Origin of the sequence: Streptococcus sp. 2342 (genome assembly GCF_013276795.1) — a bacterium.
In the GTDB taxonomy this organism is placed as follows: Bacteria; Bacillota; Bacilli; order Lactobacillales; family Streptococcaceae; genus Streptococcus.
The window spans coordinates 119,126-139,937 of the sequence record NZ_VMLR01000003.1 but is presented as its reverse complement, the minus strand read 5'-3'; the positions used below and the strand labels follow the sequence as shown (position 1 = coordinate 139,937).

At 42.0% G+C, this 20,812-nt stretch carries 6 protein-coding genes; 1 reads left to right on the top strand and 5 read right to left on the bottom strand.

Translation table 11 applies throughout. From position 1 onward, the window contains the following. Positions 1–64: 64 nt before the first annotated feature. The 4 genes from HT689_RS03160 to HT689_RS03145 all read right to left on the bottom strand — a co-directional run bounded on the left by HT689_RS03160 (position 65) and on the right by HT689_RS03145 (position 6,908). Positions 65–1,945 (bottom strand): beta-N-acetylhexosaminidase, encoded by a 1,881-nt coding sequence (locus HT689_RS03160; protein ID WP_173224982.1) that lies wholly within the window; start codon positions 1,943–1,945, stop codon positions 65–67. Next, on the bottom strand, positions 1,939–2,808 hold the full coding sequence (locus HT689_RS03155; RefSeq protein WP_173225253.1) for an ROK family protein: 870 nt from the start codon (positions 2,806–2,808) through the stop codon (positions 1,939–1,941). Before HT689_RS03155 ends, HT689_RS03160 begins: the two co-directional genes overlap by 7 nt. Before the next feature lie 83 nt (positions 2,809–2,891). Next, positions 2,892–5,537 carry an alpha-mannosidase gene (locus tag HT689_RS03150; RefSeq protein WP_173224978.1) on the bottom strand — a complete coding sequence of 882 codons (2,646 nt, stop codon included), beginning with the start codon at positions 5,535–5,537 and terminating at the stop codon, positions 2,892–2,894. A 90-nt stretch (positions 5,538–5,627) separates the two neighbouring features. Beyond that, complete coding sequence (locus HT689_RS03145) at positions 5,628–6,908, bottom strand: glycoside hydrolase family 125 protein (RefSeq protein WP_173224975.1); 1,281 nt, start codon at positions 6,906–6,908, stop codon at positions 5,628–5,630. Positions 6,909–7,078: 170 nt separating this feature from the next. Here HT689_RS03145 and HT689_RS03140 point away from each other — a divergent pair, with 170 nt between their 5' ends. Next, the gene (locus tag HT689_RS03140; RefSeq protein ID WP_173224972.1) at positions 7,079–9,175 is read left to right on the top strand and encodes a GH92 family glycosyl hydrolase; all 2,097 of its coding nucleotides are present in this window, start codon (positions 7,079–7,081) and stop codon (positions 9,173–9,175) included. Between the two features lie 218 nt (positions 9,176–9,393). Here HT689_RS03140 and HT689_RS03135 read toward each other — a convergent pair whose 3' ends face one another. After that, positions 9,394–20,658, bottom strand: a complete 11,265-nt coding sequence (locus tag HT689_RS03135; RefSeq protein WP_173224969.1) for a DUF1542 domain-containing protein — start codon at positions 20,656–20,658, stop codon at positions 9,394–9,396. Between the last annotated feature and the right edge of the window lie 154 nt (positions 20,659–20,812).

Genomic DNA, 20,812 nt, shown 5'->3' with positions numbered 1-20,812 from the left:
GAGTACTTTTGAAGAAAGGGATGTTTCACGGGAAACACCCTGCGCCAAGCAAGGTGTTCTTGTTTTAGGTCGTGTAAATCGTTGAAGCTGTCGCAATAGTATGCCACTGGTTGGCTGTTGTGGCTGCGAAGTCCTTGTCTGCGTAGAAGTCGTTAAATGGCAGAATTTCCACTTCCAGCTCATCGATGCGGTCAAGCTGACCAGCCAGATAAGCCTCGATACGGCTTTCTGCTCGTTTGATGCGTTGCAAGAGTCCGCCCATACGGATGTCAACTGTATCCAAACCAAAGACCTTGTTTTCTTTCAGCCATTGGTGGCTAAAGAGGGCATGGAAGTGTTCAATTTGGCTTCTGAGTTCTGGTAATTCTTGTCTGGCAATTTCTTGTAGGCTTTCTTTATCATCCGCTTGATAGGCCTGACGAATACGTCGTCCCACATCCACTTTGCTACTTAAAATGGCATTCAACTGAGCCTGAGTTTCAAAGAGGTAAGAGTAAGCACCAGCTTTTTCTTTGATTTCAGCAAGTGTCTCAGCAGCCTGAGAGAAGTGCGGTTTGTCCTGTTCAGGTGTCATGTGTCGGTCAAGGATCAGACAGAGAACATCCTGATAAAAGACATAGCGGTTGGGATTGATGCCACTGAGATTGTCTGGCAGGTCTGGCAAGAGGTTGGCTAGGTCAATCTGCATAAAGTCCTCAACCGATAGACCAGTATTAGTTTTGAAGTGTGCAGACAAACGGTCTAGGTCATTGCGATAGCTGAGTTCTGCCCAGATTTGCAGGCTTGGGAGAATAGAAAACTGGGCTGTTTCCCCACCATTGTCCCCCCAACCAGTCACGATGACTTCTTTGATGTCATTGGCACGACAGGCCTTGTTCGCTTCAAGAGCGATAAGACGGCTAAAATGGTTGTGAGGTGTAAAGCCAATCCACTTCCAAGCTCCCCCTGCAAAGGCAAGGTCATGGCTAATCTTATGGTGATTGCGAAAATTGCGATTATATTTTTCCTCGCTATCCTGATAATAGTCCCAGTAAACCAGAGTCACACGGTCTTTGAGACGGTCTAGGTAGACACGAGTGTCTTCTGGAATTTCCACATCACGGTCGTACTGGCCATCTGCTGACATAAGTTTAAAGAACATATCGCTCCACATCTGGCAGTGGAATCCATATTTGTCAGCAATATCCAGCACGCGCTCCAAGTGTTGGCACATGAGGAGACTACGATCCACAACACCGTTCAATATCAAGTAACGTCCCAAGCCAACCAAGTGGGCTTCGTCCATCCCGATATTGACCTTGCGAGTTTGTAGTTTAGATAGAGTAGCAAACATGCCATCAATCAGGTTATAAACCTTTTCTTCGCCAATAAGAAGAATGTCCTCCACATCACGGAGTTCCTGCACTTCCTTGACACCCCATTTGACGAAGGCTGACAAGTGAGCCAAGGTCTGGATACATGGCACAAAGGTCATGTCAAACTGCTGGGCATAGGCTTCGATTTCCTGCAACTCCTCAGCTGAGTAGGCTCCGCGGAAATAGCCAAAGTAAGGCTGCCCTTCAATCTGGTAAGTGTCTTCCATGTAAAGTTCAAAGGTTGAATAGCCCATGAGAGCTAAGAGTTCAATCATCTGCTTGGCAGAAGCGACATTCAGCACCGCATTGCGCGAACAGTCAGCCATATAGGCTAAATCTTCGTAAGCTGCTTGTTCCTCAATCTCTACTTTATCACCTTCTGCTAGAACTGTTGCCAACAAGGACAAGGCACGATAAAGTTGGTGAGGTTTGCGGTAGGTCAATTGATAGTGGCCACCCTCACCCTTGATAGAGATAGAGGCTTGGTCAGACTGAGCGACAGCTACCTCTACATCTGGTAGCGAAATGTGCTTTTTAAGCAACTCTACTGCTTGCTCTTGTTTGGAACTAAGCCCTGTAAATCTTACCATTGGTTTTCCTCCTGTAACCAGTTGACAAGGGCACCGTAGAGATTAGCATCTGCATGATAGGTGCAGGCTTGGATGACGGGTGCGACCGTATATTCTTCGTAGGTATCGACAAAGTCGTCAACAGCTTCCTTGACACCTTGAATAAAATCTGGATTTTGGCTGATAGAGCCTCCCAGACTAATGACATCTGGATCAATCAGATACTGGATATTGAGCAAGCCTTGCGCCAAATTGCGGTTCATGCGCTCAATAGCTTCTTGGCAAATGGCATTCCCAGCTGCAGCCTCTTGGTAAATCTTGCGACCGTCCCAGTCAGTCTGACCAGATTTTTCAATCACGTAGCGCACCATATTTCCAGTTGACGCTAGTTGCGACCAGTTGTTGAGCTTTTCAGCAGGGGCAAGGGTGGTCATGTAGCCAAATTCTCCACCCAGACCGTGGCGACCTCGATGAAGTCTACCATTGATAATCATGGCTCCTCCAATCCCTGTCCCAATCACGACACAGGCTGCATTTTCAAGTTCTGGATGAGCCAGTAATTCACTGAGTCCAACGCAGTTAGCATCATTTTCCAGATGGATAGGAATCTGATAAGAGCTAAGCGCCTCATACCAAGAAAATCCGTGAATGTAGGGTACTGCACTGAAGCCATCAATCACACCTGTCTCTTGATTGACCGCGCCTGGAACGCTCATAGCAATCCCGCTATAATCCTGCTCTGACAAGCGCTGGTCTAACCAAGCTAGTAAATCCTCCAAACTTTCAGGCGTTGGAATGCTTGTCTTATTCAGTATTTTCCCATCAGGAGTCAGACTGGCAAACTTAATTCCAGTCCCTCCGACATCAATCGTTGCAATGGTCATTGTTTTTACCATAAAAAGGGGCAAATCAGCAGTTAGTTCTTACCTTTTCGCCCCTCCTTTCTCTTTATGTTTACTTGTTGAAATTAAATTTCTTCTTTTTTGATGAATTCTGTACGAATCTCTTGTGGTGAAATAAGGCCTCTATGAACTGGATATGGTTGTTCAAGTAGGTCCAGGAAGAGATGTTGACTTTCCGGTACACGTACATTTTCACTACACATATTGTAGTAACGAAGAACATAGCCTTCTTCATTTTCAGCTACCTTAAAGGCTGTTGGACAGATTTGCGGTATGCTGAGAACAGAATGGCTCAAGAGGCTACCAGTCGCAGCCACTCCGCCTTCTTGTCTAGCAAGCTGAAGGCTGGTAAACGGTGTCTGCAAGGCTTTAGCACGACGATAGGCTGAGAAGCGTTCTTGGGCTTGGTGGCATTCAAGAGCAAACTCGACTTCAAACTCACGCAAGCATTGTGCTTCTGGTGTTGGGAAATAACCCCAGTCACCTAACTCACCTGATGCACGCAAAATAGTTACTGCAATAGTGTCGTCTCCAAGGATTTCGTATTCATTCAATCCCTTGTTGGATACAGTCACACCTTTTTCATCGTCATACAGACTAACAAAGGCTTGTTGGTGTTGAGGATTTTCAGGATTTTCCCATGAAGCTGCTGGTTTGTTTGGTCGTGTCACCACCTCATAGATGCTTTCAGAATCATTGCTTGGACGCATGTTATGAGTCTTGACCAAGAGACGGATACGGTGATCTTTGGCAGTGTTGGTAAAACGAGTCTTGCAACGGATTTGTGGATTATCAACGAAGATAGTCATCTCAGTTTCAAGAGGAATGCTTGTCAATTCTTCTGAACGTCCAGCTTCACGCTTCATAAACTCTATGATACCTTTTTGCTCTTCTTCTAGCTTTTCATCTGCACTGACAGGCACGGTCAATTCATGTTTGAGCAAAATCTTAGCGTAGCGAGCTGTGTTTTCCAAGACCTCGTAGCCCTTTAATTCTGCAAAGATTGGATCTGTTCCTTTTGGTTGGAAATAGATATACTCGTTTCCGATGTCACCACGGTCTTCAAAGCGGATAAAGTCTTCGTAAGCTTCGTGAGTTGTCTTGTCATAAACTGTGATATTGTCATCTACACTCACCGTTACGAATGGTGTATCAATCACTCCGTTTTGGTAAATACCCTCACGGTGTTCTTGCTCTCCTTCCAGCAATTGGAAAGTTGTCCAAGAAAGCGGCGCTAGGTGAACTGGAATGGTCACGCGCACTTGTCGAGCAATACGAGCTTGGCGGAACTTGTCTTTTGGTAAATCGTACTCAAAATTAGCCCCAAGATCCTCAATTTTAGCCTCTACAGGACGCCCATCCAAGTCCTCCACACGGTAGCTTGGCAAGGTAAGAGCAGCCATCTTCTTGTATCCCTCTGTTGGGTGTAATTCCTTGAAATCACAAGTCGCAACATCAATCACTGTGCTGACAGTATCGACCTTATCATGCAAGCCTGTGTTAATGACAGTAAAGAGATAATCACTTTGAGCCTTAGCTGTAGCGATTTTACCCTTCCATTCGTTAAGAAGATTGCTCTTAACAAAGCTTCCTACTTGATTGACCTTGGCAAAACGAGTTTCCATCTCACGGTGAACTTCGTCCACGCTACAGCCACAGATACTATCATGCGGCGCGTTCTGCAAGAGTGTTTTCCAAGCATAGGTCAACTGGTCCTTGTGGTTGTGTCCGCCAGTGATAATCGTCAAGGGTTCTACAACTTGCTCTAGGAGGTTGCTATTTTCTTGAAAGGCTTGTTTGAGATAAATACGAGATGAAGAAGTGTTGGCAAGTGTGTACCAGCCGTCTGTTTCCTGACTGGTCAACTCGCCTGTAACCGTTGATAACTGCTCTGGTAGGGAACTTTCCACGGCTTGAACATATTCATCAAAAGAACTATGAACAAAGGTCACATCTGGGAAGAGTTCATTTGCTACACGAATGGCTTCGCTCAGATTTTTCTGTACAGGCTGATGGTCACAGCCGTTCATCATCAACCACTGGTTGGTTGAAGCATAGTCACGCACATCTGCCAGTTTTTGTTTCCAGAAGGTCAAGGCCTCGTCTTTATCAACTGGAATTTCATTCCCATTACTGTACCAGTTGGCAAAGAGGATACCGAGGACACGACTTCCGTCCGCACCCTGCCAGTACATTTCTGAAAACTGGGAAGTAAACTGCTCATCTTCGAGAACTTGGTTGTCAAATCCAATCGGTTTCACACCACGACCAAAGGCTGCCACGTGAATGCCTGATTTTTGAAGAATTTGAGGCGCTTGTCCCATATTTCCAAAGGTATCTGGGAAGTAACCAATTTGAGTAGATTTGCCCCATTTTGCACATTCTGCTTGACCAATCAATGTATTGCGAACATTGGCTTCACTTGAAATCAAGTAATCATCCTGCAAGATGTAAAAAGGACCAATTTTAAGTTTGCCTTCGTCAATGTAGCGTTGGACTTTGTCGCGATTTTCAGGGCGAATCTCCAAGTAGTCATCAAGGACAATAGTTTGTCCATCCAAGTGGAAACTCTTGAACTCAGGGTCATTTTCAAAGAGATCAAAAAGATTGTCAAACAATTCCACCAACTGCATACGGTGGCTTTCAAAAGGCAAGTACCACTCACGGTCCCAGTGACTATGTGAGATAATATGTACGACAACATTTTCCATGAAGTAAAACCTCATTCTAAATTTAAATTTTAACGTTTTAAATGTAAACTTGTGATTCTGATAAGAATCGGTTGAGCGAAAGCACGCTCCTTAGCGAATATCCAAGTAATCCAAGACCAATTCACAGAACATCATGTTGGCCCAAGAGAACCATTCACGAGAATAGAGAGTTGGGTCGTCCACGTGGAAGCTTTCGTGCATAACACCTGTGCCCCCATCGCAAGCAACCAGCTGATCTAGCAAGAATTTCTTCTCTGCCTTATCTCTTGTTGTCAAGCCTTGGATAGAAAGGGCTATTGGCCAGATATAGCGATAGAAGGTATGAGAACTTCCGAGACCGCTAGCGTATTCTCCTTGATAGAAGTAGGGATTTTCAGGGCTCAGAATGGTACGACGAGTTGCTTGATAAACCTCATCGTTGACATCGCAGTAGCCCAGATAAGGTGCAGCCAGCAGACTTGGTACGTTTGGATCATCCATGATGCTAGCATTTCCCAAACCATCCACTTCAAAGGCATAAATCTTTTCGCCCTTGCTGTTGGTGGTGTAGGCGTAGTTTTCAATTCCTTCTTGGATTTCATCCTGAAGACGCTTAGCGTCTGTGATAACACTCTCGCTATCAGCTAGATTCAATGCTGTAAAGATTTCTTGCACATAACCCAAGACTACTACAGCAAACATATTTGACGGAATCAAGTAACTATACTGACAGCAATCATCACTCGGACGAAAGGCTGACCAAGTCATACCTGTCACTGCAAAATCAGGTCCAAAGCCATCATTTACCAAGGTGTCTTCCTTGCGGTCCGTATCTCGGACAAAACGATAAGGAGAGTTCTTGTGGTCTTGTTCCACCGTCCAAAGATGGAGAATTTCCTTAGTCGCTGCGACAAAAATCTCATCGAACTGACTAGTCTCACCAGTTTCTTTCCAGAGGAGATAGGCCAGCTGCAAAGGATAGCAAAGCGAGTCCACCTCGTACTTGCGTTCCCAAATCCAGCCATTAAGGTCTGTGTGGTCAGTCTCGTGGTGTCCCTTCCAGTTCTCCTCAATGTTGAAGGAGTTGGCATAAGGGTCCTTGAGTACCAAGGTCATCTGACGCTTGACCAAACCTGCAATGGTCTGACGCAGGAGGGCATCTCTTTTAGCCACATGCAGGTAGGGTCTGAGTTGGGCTGTCGAATCTCGAAGCCACATGGCAGGAATATCCCCAGTCAAGACAAAGGTTGAACCATCTTCTAGGATTTCAACCGTATTGTCCAAGGTGTCGGTGTAGCAACGCTCGAAAACATCCACCCACTCTGGATGGTCCTTAGCCCGCTCTGCCACTTCATCTAGCCATTCTCTAACAATTTCTTTTGAATAAATCATCGTGCAGTATCCTCTTTCAAACAAGTTTCATTTTCAGTATATAGCTTTTGAGACAGAAAATACATACACAAATGATAGTCATTTTTCTACAAAATAGTTATCTTTGAAACTCCTTTTCTAAAGGCCCTCTTTTTCTGATATAATGTAGAAAAACAGCTAAAGGAAAGACTATGAAACCACTACTTGAAACCATCGATACCCGATTTGGAACTGCCAGCAAGCATGCCTTTTCTCGAGGAAATACCCTGCCATACACAGGCGTTCCTTTTGGGATGAATTACTTTGTACCCCAGACCAGTGACCAGGATGGATCTTGGTTTTTCGATCCGCATCTGCCTATCTTTCAGGGGATTCGATTAACCCACCAGCCCAGCCCTTGGATTGGCGACTACTCTTGGCTCCTTCTGACACCTATCACAGGCCAACTGGGTGGAGACAGCCTCTTCCATCGTCAGTCTTCTTATGACATAGATAAGGCCTATTTCAAACCTCATTATCTGAAGATTTTCTCCCTGCGCTATCAGATTGAAACCCAGCTCACACCGACTTGCTACGGTGCTTCTATTCGTTTGGAACAAAAGCAAGGCAAAGCCCTCTCCCTCTATCTTCACGCAGCATATGAACTGACCGTGGAGCAAGTAGATAAGCGAACTCTTGCCCTGCGACAAGAAGGTAAAACTGAAACCAACAAAAATCCACTAACTATGTTCACTGCCCTGCAAATGAATACGGATATCCTTGCTATCAGCCAAGAAGGCGAAGACTGTCGAATTGACTTAGCAAGTAGTCAGACCGAGATTCAGCTAGCCACTTCTTTCATCTCTCCTTCTCAAGCTCTAATCAATCTACCTCAAGAAGATTTTGATAGCTGTAAATCAAGTGCCCAAGTGGATTGGGAAAATCTCCTCCATCGTTTTGACATTATAGAGACAGGAGAGGCTGATCGAACCTTCTTTGACCACTGTCTCTACAGACTCTTCCTCTTTCCTCAGACTTTTTATGAGGTTGATGAGTCAGGGCAAGTCATCCACAAGGATCTGACTACTGGATCTGTCAAGCCCGGTATCCTCTTTAGCAACAATGGCTTCTGGGATACCTTCCGCACCACATTCCCCCTCTTTGCCCTTGTCATACCAGAGCATTATCGTCTCTTTTTAGAAGGATTTCTCAATAACTACCGCGATACTGGTTTTCTTCCAAAATGGCTAGCCCCAGATGAACGGGGTATGATGCCAGGTACCCTTTTAGACGGTATTATCTCCGATAGCGCCTGCAAGGACATGGCCCCTGACCTAGAAGAAGAACTCCTCCAAGCCATGCTTGAAACAGCCAGCAAGTCCGACCCTCTAGGCATCAATGGTCGCCACGGACTAGCCCAATACCAAGAACTGGGCTACCTCTCTACCGACCACCACGAAAGCGTCAGCCACACTCTTGACTATGCCTATAGCGACTTTTGTATCGCCAGCTGTGCCGAAAAACTTGGTCAGAATGACATCGCGGACACTTATAGAACTGCGTCACAAAATTACCGCCATCTATTTGATGCTGAGACAGGTTACATGAGAGCGCGAGACAATCGAGGCAACTTCCGCCCTGACTTCTCTCCTTATAGTTGGGGACGCGACTATGCCGAATGCTCTGCCATTCAAGCAACTTTAGGCGTCCTCCACGACATCCCAGACTTAATCCAGCTTATGGGTGGAAAAGAAGCCTTCAGCAACTATCTTTTGAAAACCTGTCAAGATGCTCCCCTCTTTGAGACAACAGGCTATGGTTACGAAATTCACGAAATGAGCGAAATGGCTACTGCTCCTTTTGGGCAACTCGCCATTTCCAACCAGCCGAGCTTCCACATTCCTTATCTCTTCCGTTACAGCAACTACCCTGACTATACTGCCCTTCTTATCAAGACACTCCGTCAGAAAGCCTTTCATCCAAGCCGGCAATCCTATCCTGGCGATGAAGACAATGGTAGTCTCTCTGCTTGGTACATCTGGTCAGCTCTCGGATTTTATCCGACCTGTCCAGGAAAATCAAGCTATGATCTCGGAATCCCTCTCTTTGACCATCTCCGTATCTACCTTGCTAAAGAAAATAAATGGCTAGATATTCATACGGAGCAAAACCACAGCCACTTCAACTTTGTCAAAGAATGCCGACTGGACAAAAACCTAGTATCAACTATTCAACACCAAGATCTCCTAAAAGCTGAGCAGTTAACCTTTACCCTTAGCTGGTTACCAAGCCAGCCGTCCACTTCCTGAAATGCAAAAATCTCCTAGCAGACTTTCCTGCTAGGAGATTTTCTTATGAGAGGTATTTGTTTAATACTCAATGAAAATCAAAGAGCAAATAGGAAGCTAGCCGTAGACTGTACTTGAGTACGGCAAGGCGAAGCTAACGCGGTTTGAATTTGATTTTCGAAGAGTTTAAGCTTTGAAAATTGGATTTATCATCTGATAAGTATCAAACAATCTACCAATTAAGCTTCTTCGTCTTCTTTACGACGACGGCCTGCAAGACCAAGTAATGCACTTGCGGCAGCTGCTACCATAGCTACAGTAGAATCTGCTGTACCTGTATTTGGCAATTCTTTAGCTGCTTTACGCGCGTTTGTTGCTGCTTGGTTGGCATTTGCTGCTTGAGCAGTAGCTGGAGCTACAGCTGGTGTTTGAGCAGCTTGATCCTTAGCTGGGCTTGTAGGGTCAGTTGCTGGAGCCACTTTCGCCATAAAGTCTTCGATACGTTTCACCATTGCATCCACTTCTGCTTGACTTGCGTCTGCATTAGCAAATACTTTCTTAGCGTCTGCTAATAAGTCATTCGCTTCTTTTGCAGTTTCTGCATCAAGCTTAGCCGATTCTTGGATGAACAATTCATCTAATTGATGGATAGCACCTTCTAACTTAGCTTTATCCACTTTTGCGGCAGTGTTAGTAGCTCCGTTATTACCTCCACTATTTGATGGTACATAAGGACGTTGTTTGAATGCATCATCTCTTGGAATTGCTAATACTTGACCTTCTTTTGTAACGATTGTTACATTTCCATCTTTGTCAATTTTAACAGCTGCTTCTGTCTTACCATCTTTTTCGACTGTTGCTGTTGCGTTACCATCTTTATCAATCGTAATTTTCACTTTACCATCTTTAGATGTGTAAACTGTATTACCATTATCGTCTGTTTCTTTCAAGAAGGCATCAAGATCAAATTCTGGAACGTCTGTAATAGCACCTAGAACCTGGTATTGGAATTTCGCTTTTTCTTCTGGAGTAATATTAGCAAGGTCTGCTACCTCTACTTTACTCAAGTCGAAATCAAGATTATTACCACCGTTTTTAGCTTTCGCTTCTTCTGCATTCTTCACTAGTTGTTCTTTAGAAATTGTTGCTGTAGAACCGTCTGGCATTGTTACTGTTGCGTTTCCTTTATCGTCTACGACTACAGTTGCGCCTGGGTTTACTGCTTCAATTGATTTCTTAACAGCGTCTTTTTCGTCTTTTGTTAAGTTTTCTTTATTTCCAACTAATGTACGGATAGCTGGTGTTTTCACTTTAGCAGTCTTAGCTTCGTCAGCAAATTTTTCTGCTGGGATTACTAAGTCTGTAGCTGGGATGTTAAGAACTGTTCCGTCACCTTTGGTTACTGTTGCGTTTCCTTTATCGTCTACGACTACAGTTGATCCTGGATTGACTGCTGCTACAGCTTTCTTAACAGCTGCTTTTTCTTCATCTGTAAGTTGAGTTGAATCTGCTACTACAGTCTTAGCTGCTGGTGTGTTTGCATCGTTACCACCATTTGGTTTCGTAGCATCATCTTCAACTTTAACTAAGTCTGTTGATGGGATAACTGAAACATTGCCATCTTTCACTACAGTTGCATTTCCTTTATCGTCAACTACTACAGTTGCGTCTGGATTCGCTGCTTTAACTTTGTCTTCGATGGTTTTCTTCTCAGCTTCAGTTAAGGCATTTGGATTTGCTACTTTTGTCTTAGAGGCTGGTGTAACTGCGTTGTCTTTAGCTTTTCCATCGTTCACATCTTTTTCAGATTTTGTTAAATCTGATGCTGGGATAACTGCTGTATTTCCGTTTGGAAGAGTTACTGTCGCATTTCCTTGGTCGTCTACGACTACAGTTGAACCTGGATTGACGGCTGCTACTTTAGCTGCAATTGCATCTTTCTCATCTTTTGTTAATGAGTCTGGATTTGCAACTTTTGTCTTAGAAGCTGGTTTAACAATGTCATTTCCTGCTTTTGGTGCTTTTTCCGCATCTGCATTCTTCGTTAAGTCTGCCGCTGGAATGACCGCTGTCTTACCATTTACTGTTACTGTTGCGTTGCCTTGGTCGTCCACTACAACTTCAGCACCTGGATTTACTGCTTTAACTTTAGCTTCGATTGCTTCTTTCTCTTTTGGAGTTAGAGCATTCGGATTTGCTACTACAGTTTTATCTGCTGGTTTAACTACGTCGTTTCCTGCGTTTGGTTTAGCTGCGTCTGCTGCTGATTTAGTTAAGTCCGCTGCTGGAATTACAACTGGTTTTCCATCTTTAGGTGTAACTGTTGCATTTCCTTGGTCGTCTACTACTACAGTCGCATCTGGATTTACTGCTTTAACTTTAGCTGCAATTGCATCTTTCTCATCTTGTGTTAATGATTCTGGATTTGCTACTACAGTCTTATCTGCTGGTTTAACTACGTCGTTTCCTGCGTTTGGCTCTTTGGCTGAATCTGCTGTCTTAGTTAATGCCGCAGCTGGAATGACTGCTGTCTTACCATTTACTGTTACTGTTGCGTTTCCTTTGTTGTCCACTACAACTTCAGCACCTGGATTTACTGCTTTAACTTTTTCTTCGATTGCTTTTTTCTCTTCTGGAGTTAGAGCATTCGGATTTGCTACTACAGTCTTATCTGCTGGTGTGTTGACATCGTTTCCTGCGTTTGGCTTAGCGGCTTCTGCTGCTGTTTTCACCAAATCTTTCGCTGGGATAACCACTGTCTTACCATCTTTAGTTGTTACTGTTGCATTTCCTTGGTCATCAACAACTACAGTTTTAGCTTCTGGATTCACAGATTTAACTTTAGCTGCGATTGCATCTTGCTCATCTTTTGTTAATGATTCTGGATCTTCTACAACTGTCTTGTCAGCTGGTTTAACTACATCGTTTCCTGCGTTTGGTTCTTTAGCTGAATCTGCTGTCTTAGTTAATGCAGCCGCTGGAATTACCGCTGTCTTACCATTCACTGTTACTGTTGCGTTTCCTTTGTCGTCTACTGCTACAGTTGCACCCGGGTTAACTTCTGCTACTTTAGCTGCGATTGCTTTTTTATCATCTTCTGTTAATGGTTTAGAAGAATCAACCGCTACTTTATCAGCTGGTGTGTTGACATTGTTTCCTGCATTTGGTTTCGCTGCTTCTTCTGGAGTTTTCACTAAATCTGCCGCTGGAATTGTTGCAACTTCTCCATCTTTAGTTGTTACCGTTGCATTTCCTTTATCGTCAAATGCCACCTTAGCTTCTGGATTTACCGCTTTGATTGCTTCTGTAATCTTAGCTTTATCGTCGGCTGATAAATGATCTGGATCGCTTACAACTACTTTATCTGCTGGTGTGTTAACTTTGTTTCCTGCATTTGGTTGTTTAGCTTCTTCTGGACTTGTTACTAAATCTGCCGCTGGAATTGTTGCTGTTTCCGTATTACCATCTTTATCTTCTATAGTTACCGTTGCATTTCCTTTATCATCTACGAAGATCGCTTTTGCATCTGGATTTACTTCTTTAATCTTAGCTTCAATCGCTTTTTTCTCTTCTGGAGATAATGGTTTAGTTGGATCAGCTACTACTACTTTATCAGCTGGTTTGTTAATGTTGTTTCCAGCTTTTGCATTTTTAGCTTCTTCTGGAGTTTTCACTAAATCTTTTGCTGGAATTACAAAGCTTCTACCATCTTCTGTAGTTATCGTTGCATTTCCATTGTCATCAACAACAACCGTTGAACCTGGGTTCACTTCCTCAACAGCTTTCTTAATAGCTTCTTTATCCACGTTAGCTGGATCTGTTACTAATACCTTATCAACAGGTTTCTTAATTAAATCTTGTTTCTCAGGTTTTAATAGATCTGCTTTTGGTTTCGCTAAGGCTTCTACAGGAATTGTTGCGATGTCTCCATTTGCATTCTTAACAGTCGCATTTCCTTTTGCGTCAAATACTACTGTTGCTCCTGGGTTAACTTCTAAAATGTTTTTCTCAATTTCTTGAATATCTTCCGCTGTCAATTTGTCTCTGTCTTTGACTAAGACTCTGTCTGCTGGTGAATTGATTTTATTTCCTGCATTCACTTTAGCTTTATCAGCGTCAGTCTTCGTTAAATCAGCTACTGGAATTGTTGCAGTTTTACCTTCTGGTGTTGTTACTGTCGCATTTCCTTGGTCATCTACGAATACTGTTGCTCCTGGATTTATACGTTGAACTTTAGCAGCGATTTTCGCTTTAACATCATCCGTGATTTGTCCATCTTTAACAAACACTCGATCTGCTGGTTTGTTAATAACGTTACCTGCTTTTGGATCGCTTAATACTTCATCATCAGTTTTCACTAAATCATCCGCTGGAATTACTGCTGTTTTTCCTGCTGGTGTTGTTACTGTTGCGTTTCCTTTTGCATCAACTACTACAGTTGCATCTGGGTTAACTTCTTGAACCTTAGCTTTAATAGCGTCTAAATCTGCTTTAGTTAATGCATCTTTATCAGCAACTACTGTTTGATCGATAGGTTTCTTAACCGCATCTTGTTTCGCTGCATTTTCCAAGTCTTCTTTAGCATTTGATTTCACTAAGTCACTTACAGGGATTGTCGCTGTAGCTGTAGTACCGTCTTGATTTGGTACTGTTACTGTTGCGTTTCCTGCTTCGTCAAATACGACTTTAGTCCCTTCAGGGTTTACCGCTTGAATCGCTGCAGTAATCTTAGCTTTTTCAGCATCAGTTAATTCAGCTGGATTTGCTACTACTGTTCTTTCTGCTGGAGTGTTTACTTTGTTTCCTGCTGATGGAGTTTCTTTAGCTGCTGGATCTTTCAATAAATCATCTACAGAAATCGTTGCTGTGTTTCCTTCTGGAGTCGTTACTGTTGCGTTTCCTTGGTCATCAACAAAGACAGTAGCACCTGGGTTTACTGCTTCAACCGCTTTTTGGATTTTAGCTTTAACTTCATCTTTATTCGGTCCAACTAAATCTGCCGCCGCTGCTGCTACTTTATCCGCTGGCTTGTTGATGTTATTTCCTGCTTTTGCACCATCAACTTCTTGTGGAGATTTCACTAAGTCTTCTTTGGCGATTACTACAGTTTTTCCTTCTGGAGTTGTTACTGTTGCATTTCCTTCGTCATCAACTACGATAGTTGTCTTCGGATCTCTATTTACCTTAGCGATTTCTGCTTTGATTGCATCTTTTTCAGCTGGAGTTAATTTACCTGCTTTCTTAACAAGTGTTTTATCTGCTGGTTTCTTAACTGCATCTTGCTTGTCTGGGTTCCTTAAGTCAGCTGCATCTTTTGCTAAATCAGATGCTGGAATTGTTGCCACAGCTCCATCTTTCGTTGTTACTGTTGCGTTTCCTTTTTCGTCAAATACAACTGTTGCACCTGGATTCACTTTAAGGATTTCTGCTCTAATCTTATCTTCATCAGCCTTGATATTAGCAGGATCTGTTACAACAACCTTAGTTGCTGGAGTGTTTACTTTGTTTCCTGCATTTGGTTGAGTTGTATCTTTGATAAGATCTTCAACAGGGATTGTTGCTGTTTTACCATCTGGAGTAGATACTGTTGCATTTCCTTTGTTGTCAACGAATACTTTAGCATCTGGGTTTACTGCTTCTACTTTAGCTTTGATTGCTTTGATGTCTTCAGGAGTTAACGCATCTTTGTTTGCAGATACTTTATCAGCTGGTTTGTTTACGTTGTTTCCTGCTTTAGCATCTTTAGCTTCTTCTGGAGATTTCACTAAGTCAGTTACTGGAATTGTTGCTGTTTGTCCGTCTGGTGTAACTACAGTTGCGTTTCCTTTGTCGTCTACTACTACTGTTGCATCTGGATTTACTGCTTGAACTTTAGCCTTGATTGCTGCGATATTTTCAGGAGTTAAGGCATCTTTATTAGCAACTACTTTGTCTGCTGGTTTGTTGATGTTGTTTCCTGCTTTAGCAGTTTCTTTGTCAGCTTCTTTCTTCACTAAGTCAGCTTTTGGAATAACGACAGTTTTACCTTCTGGTGTTGTTACTGTTGCATTTCCTTTGTCATCAACTACTACAGTAGAATCTGGATTTACTGCTTCAACTGCTGCTTTAATAGCGTCTTTAGCTTCTTGTGGTAAATCTTTATCAGCTGCTTCTAATTCTGGAACAACTACTACTTTATCTGCTGGTTTGTTTACAGCATCTTGTTTCGCTGGATCAGCTAAGTCAGCTTTAGGTTTTACTAAATCGCTTGCTGGAATTGTTGCTGTTTTTCCTGCTGGTGTTGTTACTGTTGCATTTCCTTTTTCGTCAAATACTACGTCAGCACCTGGGTTTACTGCTTGAATTTTAGCTTTAATTGCATTTTTATCATCTTCTGTTAATGCAGCTGGATTTTCTACCACTACTCTATCTGCTGGAGTGTTTACTTGGTTTCCACCAGTTACATTGTCTTTATCAGCATCTGATTTGACTAAATCTGCCACTGGAATTGTCGCAGTTTTACCATCTTTAGTTGTTACAGTCGCATTTCCTTGGTCATCGACTACTACTGTAGCATCTGGGTTCACTGCTTCAACTGCTGCTTTAATTCTAGCAAGTTCAGGGTCTGTTAATTGCTTACTGTTATCAACACGTACTCTGTCCGCTGGGTTGTTGATGTTGTTACCAGCTTTGGCAGTTGATGTTTCATTAGGTTTTTTAATTAAATCATCTGCGTCAATAACTGCTGTTTTACCTTCTGGTGTTGTTACAACTGCATTTCCTTGGTCGTCAACTACTACAACTGCACCTGGGTTTACTGCTTCAACTTTTGCCTTAATCACGTCTTTTACTTTAGTACGTTCTTCTGGGCTTAATGCTGCAATATCTTCTACAACTGTTTGGGCATTCGGTTTGTTGATGTCATCTCCACCGTTTGCTTTCTTAGCGTCTTCTTCTGTCTTGAATAAGTCACCTGCTGGAATTGTCGCAATTGTTCCATCTTTAAGAACTACTGTTGCATTTCCTTCTGTGTCATATTTAACAGCTTTAACTTTTTCGTCGCCACCATTTAATTTTTTCAGTTTTTCAGTTACTTCAGCTTGTGCTGCCGGGTCTGTCGCTAGTCCAACTTTTTTATCTGCTGGCTTACGAACTCCTGCATTACCTGAATCAGGATTTGCTGCATCAGCTAAAGTACGCACCAATTCTTTGGCTGTAAATCCTGCTGTATTTCCTTCTGGTGTTGAAACCGTTACTGTACCATTATCATCAATTGTCACAACAGCATTAGGGTTTACTTCACGAACAGCTTTTTTGATGTTTTCTTTATCTGCATCTGTCAAACTTTCAGGATTTCCAACAATCACTTTATCCGTTGGACGGTTGATGTTGTTACCACCACCTGCAGTATCTAAAGCATTTACATCTTTTGTTAAATCTTCTTGTTTTAATGGTTCGGCTACTGTTTTTCCTGGTAAGGTTACTAAGGCACTTCCGTTAGGATTTACTTCTACTTTTGTCCCTGGAGGGTTTACCGCTTCAATCGCTTTTTTAAGTTCTGCTTGTTCTTTATCGTCTAAAGCTGTTGGATTTTTAGCAATTACCTTGTTCGCTGGTAAACGAGCAGAGTTGATGGCTTTAATCGCTGCTTCTGCTGATTTCTTAGCTTTATCAACATCGGTATTTTTCTTAGCACCATCGATTGCCTCTTCCGAAGCTTTCTTAACAGCATCTACCTCATCTTGAAGTTTCTTCTTAGCTTCTGGTGACAATGCTCCATCTTGCTCAATCTCTTGCTTTTTAGCATCGGCTGTAGTTGCTACCTCTGTTTTAGCTTCTGGTTTTTTAGCAGCAGGTTTCTTAACACCCTCTACCTGTGTTTTTCCAGTATCGCCTGCTGTATCGATTTCACCTTGCTCTTGTGTAGCTGCTTCAGGCGTTTCTGCATTATCATTTTTATCCTTAATTTCAGCTTTTTTAGCATCAGCAAATTGTTTAGCTTGTTCTTTAGCTTCTGCCTTTTCTTCCTCTGTTAGGTCAGTGCGGGCATCCATTTCTGCTTCTTTAGCTTTTAAGGCTTCATCGATTTTGTCTAATGCTGCTTGTTTACCGATTGGGTTGATTTTAGCAACTTCTTTGGTTCCTTCAGCTTGCTTATCGTTTACAGTAGTTTGAGCTACTGTTGCCGCAGCTGCTGTTTCTGCTGTTGCTGGTTGTTTTTCGATTTCAGCAAGGGCTGCTGCTGCCTTGTCTTCAGCATCTTTTTTAGCTTTTTCCTTCTCGGCTTGTGTTAAGCTATCATTGTTCGCAATAGCCTCCTTCTTAGCTTCCAAAGACTTAGCGATTTCTTCTTTAGCTTTTTCTTTACCGATTGGATTTACTTTTGCTACAGCATCAGTACCATCTGTTTGAGCTGTTGTTATCGCAGTACTATTAGTAGCGTCATCGATTTTTTCTAACGCTGCTGCTTTATCTTTTTCTACATCAGCAATGGCTTTATCTTTTTCAGCTTGTGATAAGTTATCATTACCATTGATAGCTGCGATTTGATCTGTTGCTTTGTTAGTAACTGCATCGATTGCTGGTTGTTTATCTAATTTAGCAACTTTATCTACTGGAATAGTATCTTTAGAACCATCTTTATATGTTACTACTAAGTTATCTCCATCTTGTTTTACAGTATCTACTGCTTTCTTAACGTTGTCTGGAGAAACTGCTTCATCTTTATTGATGTTCTTATCTTTATTTTTCTTAGAGTATTCTAATTGAAGATTTTCTTTAACAGTTGCTAAGTCTTCAGGAGTCAATGTTGCAGTATTACTTACAACAGTTTTGTTAGCGTCGTCTAATTCTTTAACATCATATTTAGCTGTTTGGGCTTTTAAGACAATTCTGAATGAACCTGGGTCAGTTGCATATGAAGAACCAGTCGCAGTATTAGAAATATCTTTTCCATCTGTATCTGTTGCTGTTGCATAACGAGTTACGATTGGAAACTCACCATTTTCATCCGTTGGGAATTTATTAGCAGCTAATCCTGGTGTTGCTTTAGAATAATTTCCTTTAATATGAACAACTGCAGGATTTGCCTCTGTTGCTGTTGTTTCTGTAGAGATTTTTTCTACTGTTGATTCATATTCGTTATCTAAAACGTTAGGGTTTGCTGCGTCTTTAGCTGGTTGTTCAACATTTCCGCCACGTTTTATTGTCGCTGAAGCTACTTTTCCATTATCATCTGTAAACTTAACAGGAATTTCAAAATCTTCGTTCGCATACACGTAAACATCTTTTTTACCGTCTACAGAGTAAGGAATTTTCACTTCTGGAGCATTGTTTGTACGTGCAAAATCAGTCAATGGTCTAGTATCTGTTGAACCATCTTTATAGGTTACAACTAGATTGTTATCAACTTTTTTAATGCTTGCGATACGGTCTGCTTGATTTTCTACAGCTTGACCTTTTTTATCAGCTAGACGAGCATCCATATTGTTTTTAGAGTACTCAATCTTAAGCTTTTCTTTGATTTTATTAAATTCTGCTTCAGTTACTTCCGATGCATTATCCACTGCTACTTTATCAGCTTCTGCTGGTGTTTGAATGTCGTATTTTTGAGTTTGAGGTTTAAGCATAACTCTAAGTGACATGTTATTAGCAGTTTCTTTTCCAGACCCTACAAATTCTTTTCCTTCAGAATCGACTACTTTTAAGTAACGCCATCCTAAAGCTACGCCTGGAGGGTTCTCTCCTTTGGTTGCAGCCTCTAATTTAGCTTGTGTAAATGACCCTTCTGGAGCTGGGGTACCTGAGTATGTAATAACTGCTGGCTTAGCTTCTGTGGCTGTTGTTTCAGAAGAAATAACATTAGCTGTATATCCATATTGTGTATTGACTTTATCTGTTTCACCTGCTACAGGTTTAAACGGATTACTTCCCCATTGTAATAAAGTCGCACTTTTAATCTTATCCGCATCGTCTTTAATTTTGATGTCGAATGAGTTTTCTTCTGCTCCGTACACATAAATTTCTCGTTTAGGTTCATCAGAGAACGGGAACTCCACTACAGGATCCAGATCCGTACGTGCCACATCTGCAACTGGAGTAGTGTCTACTGAACCATCTTTATAGGTTACAACAATATTTTGTCCATTTACTTCAATGTTTTCAACAACTTCAGCTCTATTATCTAAAGTTGTACCTTTTTTAGATTCTAGTCTAGCATCTTGGCTAGTTGTAGAATATCCAATCTTGATTTGGTCTTTAATTTTCTGAATATCATTTTCCGTTAAGTTGTTAATATCTGAAACAGCAATTTTATTAGCGTTATTTTCTGGTTGTTGAATGCTGTATTTGTATGTTTGAGATTTAACAACTAGTCTGAAATAACCCTCTCCGTTTGTACCTGCTCCTGCTTCAATCTTTCCTCCTGCTGCATCATAAATTTGCATAAACCTAGCACCTAATCCAGCATCTTGGTTTTCTTGTTTTGTATATGCAGAAAGTTCTTTGAACTTATCATTTGGTTTCCCTGTTACTCGAACTGTTACCGGTCCTTGAGCTGGTGTTAAAACAGAGTGATAAGTCCAACCCCAACCATCTGTTTCCTCTGGTTTAGGATCCGAATGTATATCTCGTTTATCTAAATACTGACCGCTTCCTCCCTTAACATAGGCTTTTACAATATTTCCAGCGGTTGAATTTACAGAAATACTAACATCCGCATTTTCTTCATTGTATAAGTAGATTTCTTTTTTAGATTGATTTGAATATTCCAGAGTATAGCTAATGTCGCCTTTAGTCTCAGTCGTCTCAGCTCTAAACGCATTCTCTTTATCCATCGCTTTACCGTTGCGTTCGTCTTTTGAACCGGTGTTTTCGATTGAGTTAGTACCAGCTTTTGGTTCTGTGTTTTCTGCTTTTTTACCTACAGTTGGTTGTCCGTTAGTAGTGTCTACTTTCGGAGCTGATTTTGAACCTTTTGGTTTGCTTGTTAATTTTGAGTTTACTGTATTGAGAAGGTTTCTGTAAGCTACGTTCAATTCATCTTGAGTAGTTGCAGAAGCGAGTGTAGACTCAGCAGAAGCCAATTCCCCATTCAAAAGAGCAAGGCTCTCCTTTGTTTTATTAGCATACGTACCTGCAGAAAGTTTTGATTTAACTTCTGAAATGTAGTTTTCAAGTTGCTTTTTGTCCAAAGCTGGAGTTATTACTTCTGGTGCAGCTGGTTTTGCTGGTTCTTCTACAACTGGTTGTGCTGCTGGAGTTGATGGGGCATCAAGGGCTGGCGCTACTACCGAAGCACTGTCTGCTTCTTGTGGTCCCTCATGTTCAGAGGCTAGCCCTGGAGCTGCTAGAGATGTCTCTTGTTTGCTTAGCTCATTAGCTGATACAGCTCCATTTCCGAAGAACATGAACAGGGCAGCAACTGCTACGCTGGCTGCTCCAAAACTATATTTACGGATTGAGTAACGTGTGACCTTTTCACGGTGCAAGCGTTCAACACGACTCATAGGCGATTTCTTCTCCACTTATTGTGTTCTCCTTAAAAATATTTTTTTATGTCCATATCTACATGCAAAGATTCCTCGCCATGGGCGAGGTTTTGCATATGATACTTTACTTCTTCATTGTACATGATAAGTGATATATATGCAAGCTAAATGCTTATCAAATTCGCAAAAA

Excerpts from the sequence above, each read along its gene's own strand:
- HT689_RS03160 (WP_173224982.1), bottom strand. The coding sequence starts at position 1,945 with ATGGTAAGATTTACAGGGCTTAGTTCCAAACAAGAGCAAGCAGTAGAG.
- HT689_RS03150 (WP_173224978.1), bottom strand. The coding sequence starts at position 5,537 with ATGGAAAATGTTGTCGTACATATTATCTCACATAGTCACTGGGACCGT.
- HT689_RS03155 (WP_173225253.1), bottom strand. The coding sequence starts at position 2,808 with ATGACCATTGCAACGATTGATGTCGGAGGGACTGGAATTAAGTTTGCC.
- HT689_RS03145 (WP_173224975.1), bottom strand. The coding sequence starts at position 6,908 with ATGATTTATTCAAAAGAAATTGTTAGAGAATGGCTAGATGAAGTGGCA.
- HT689_RS03140 (WP_173224972.1), top strand. The coding sequence starts at position 7,079 with ATGAAACCACTACTTGAAACCATCGATACCCGATTTGGAACTGCCAGC.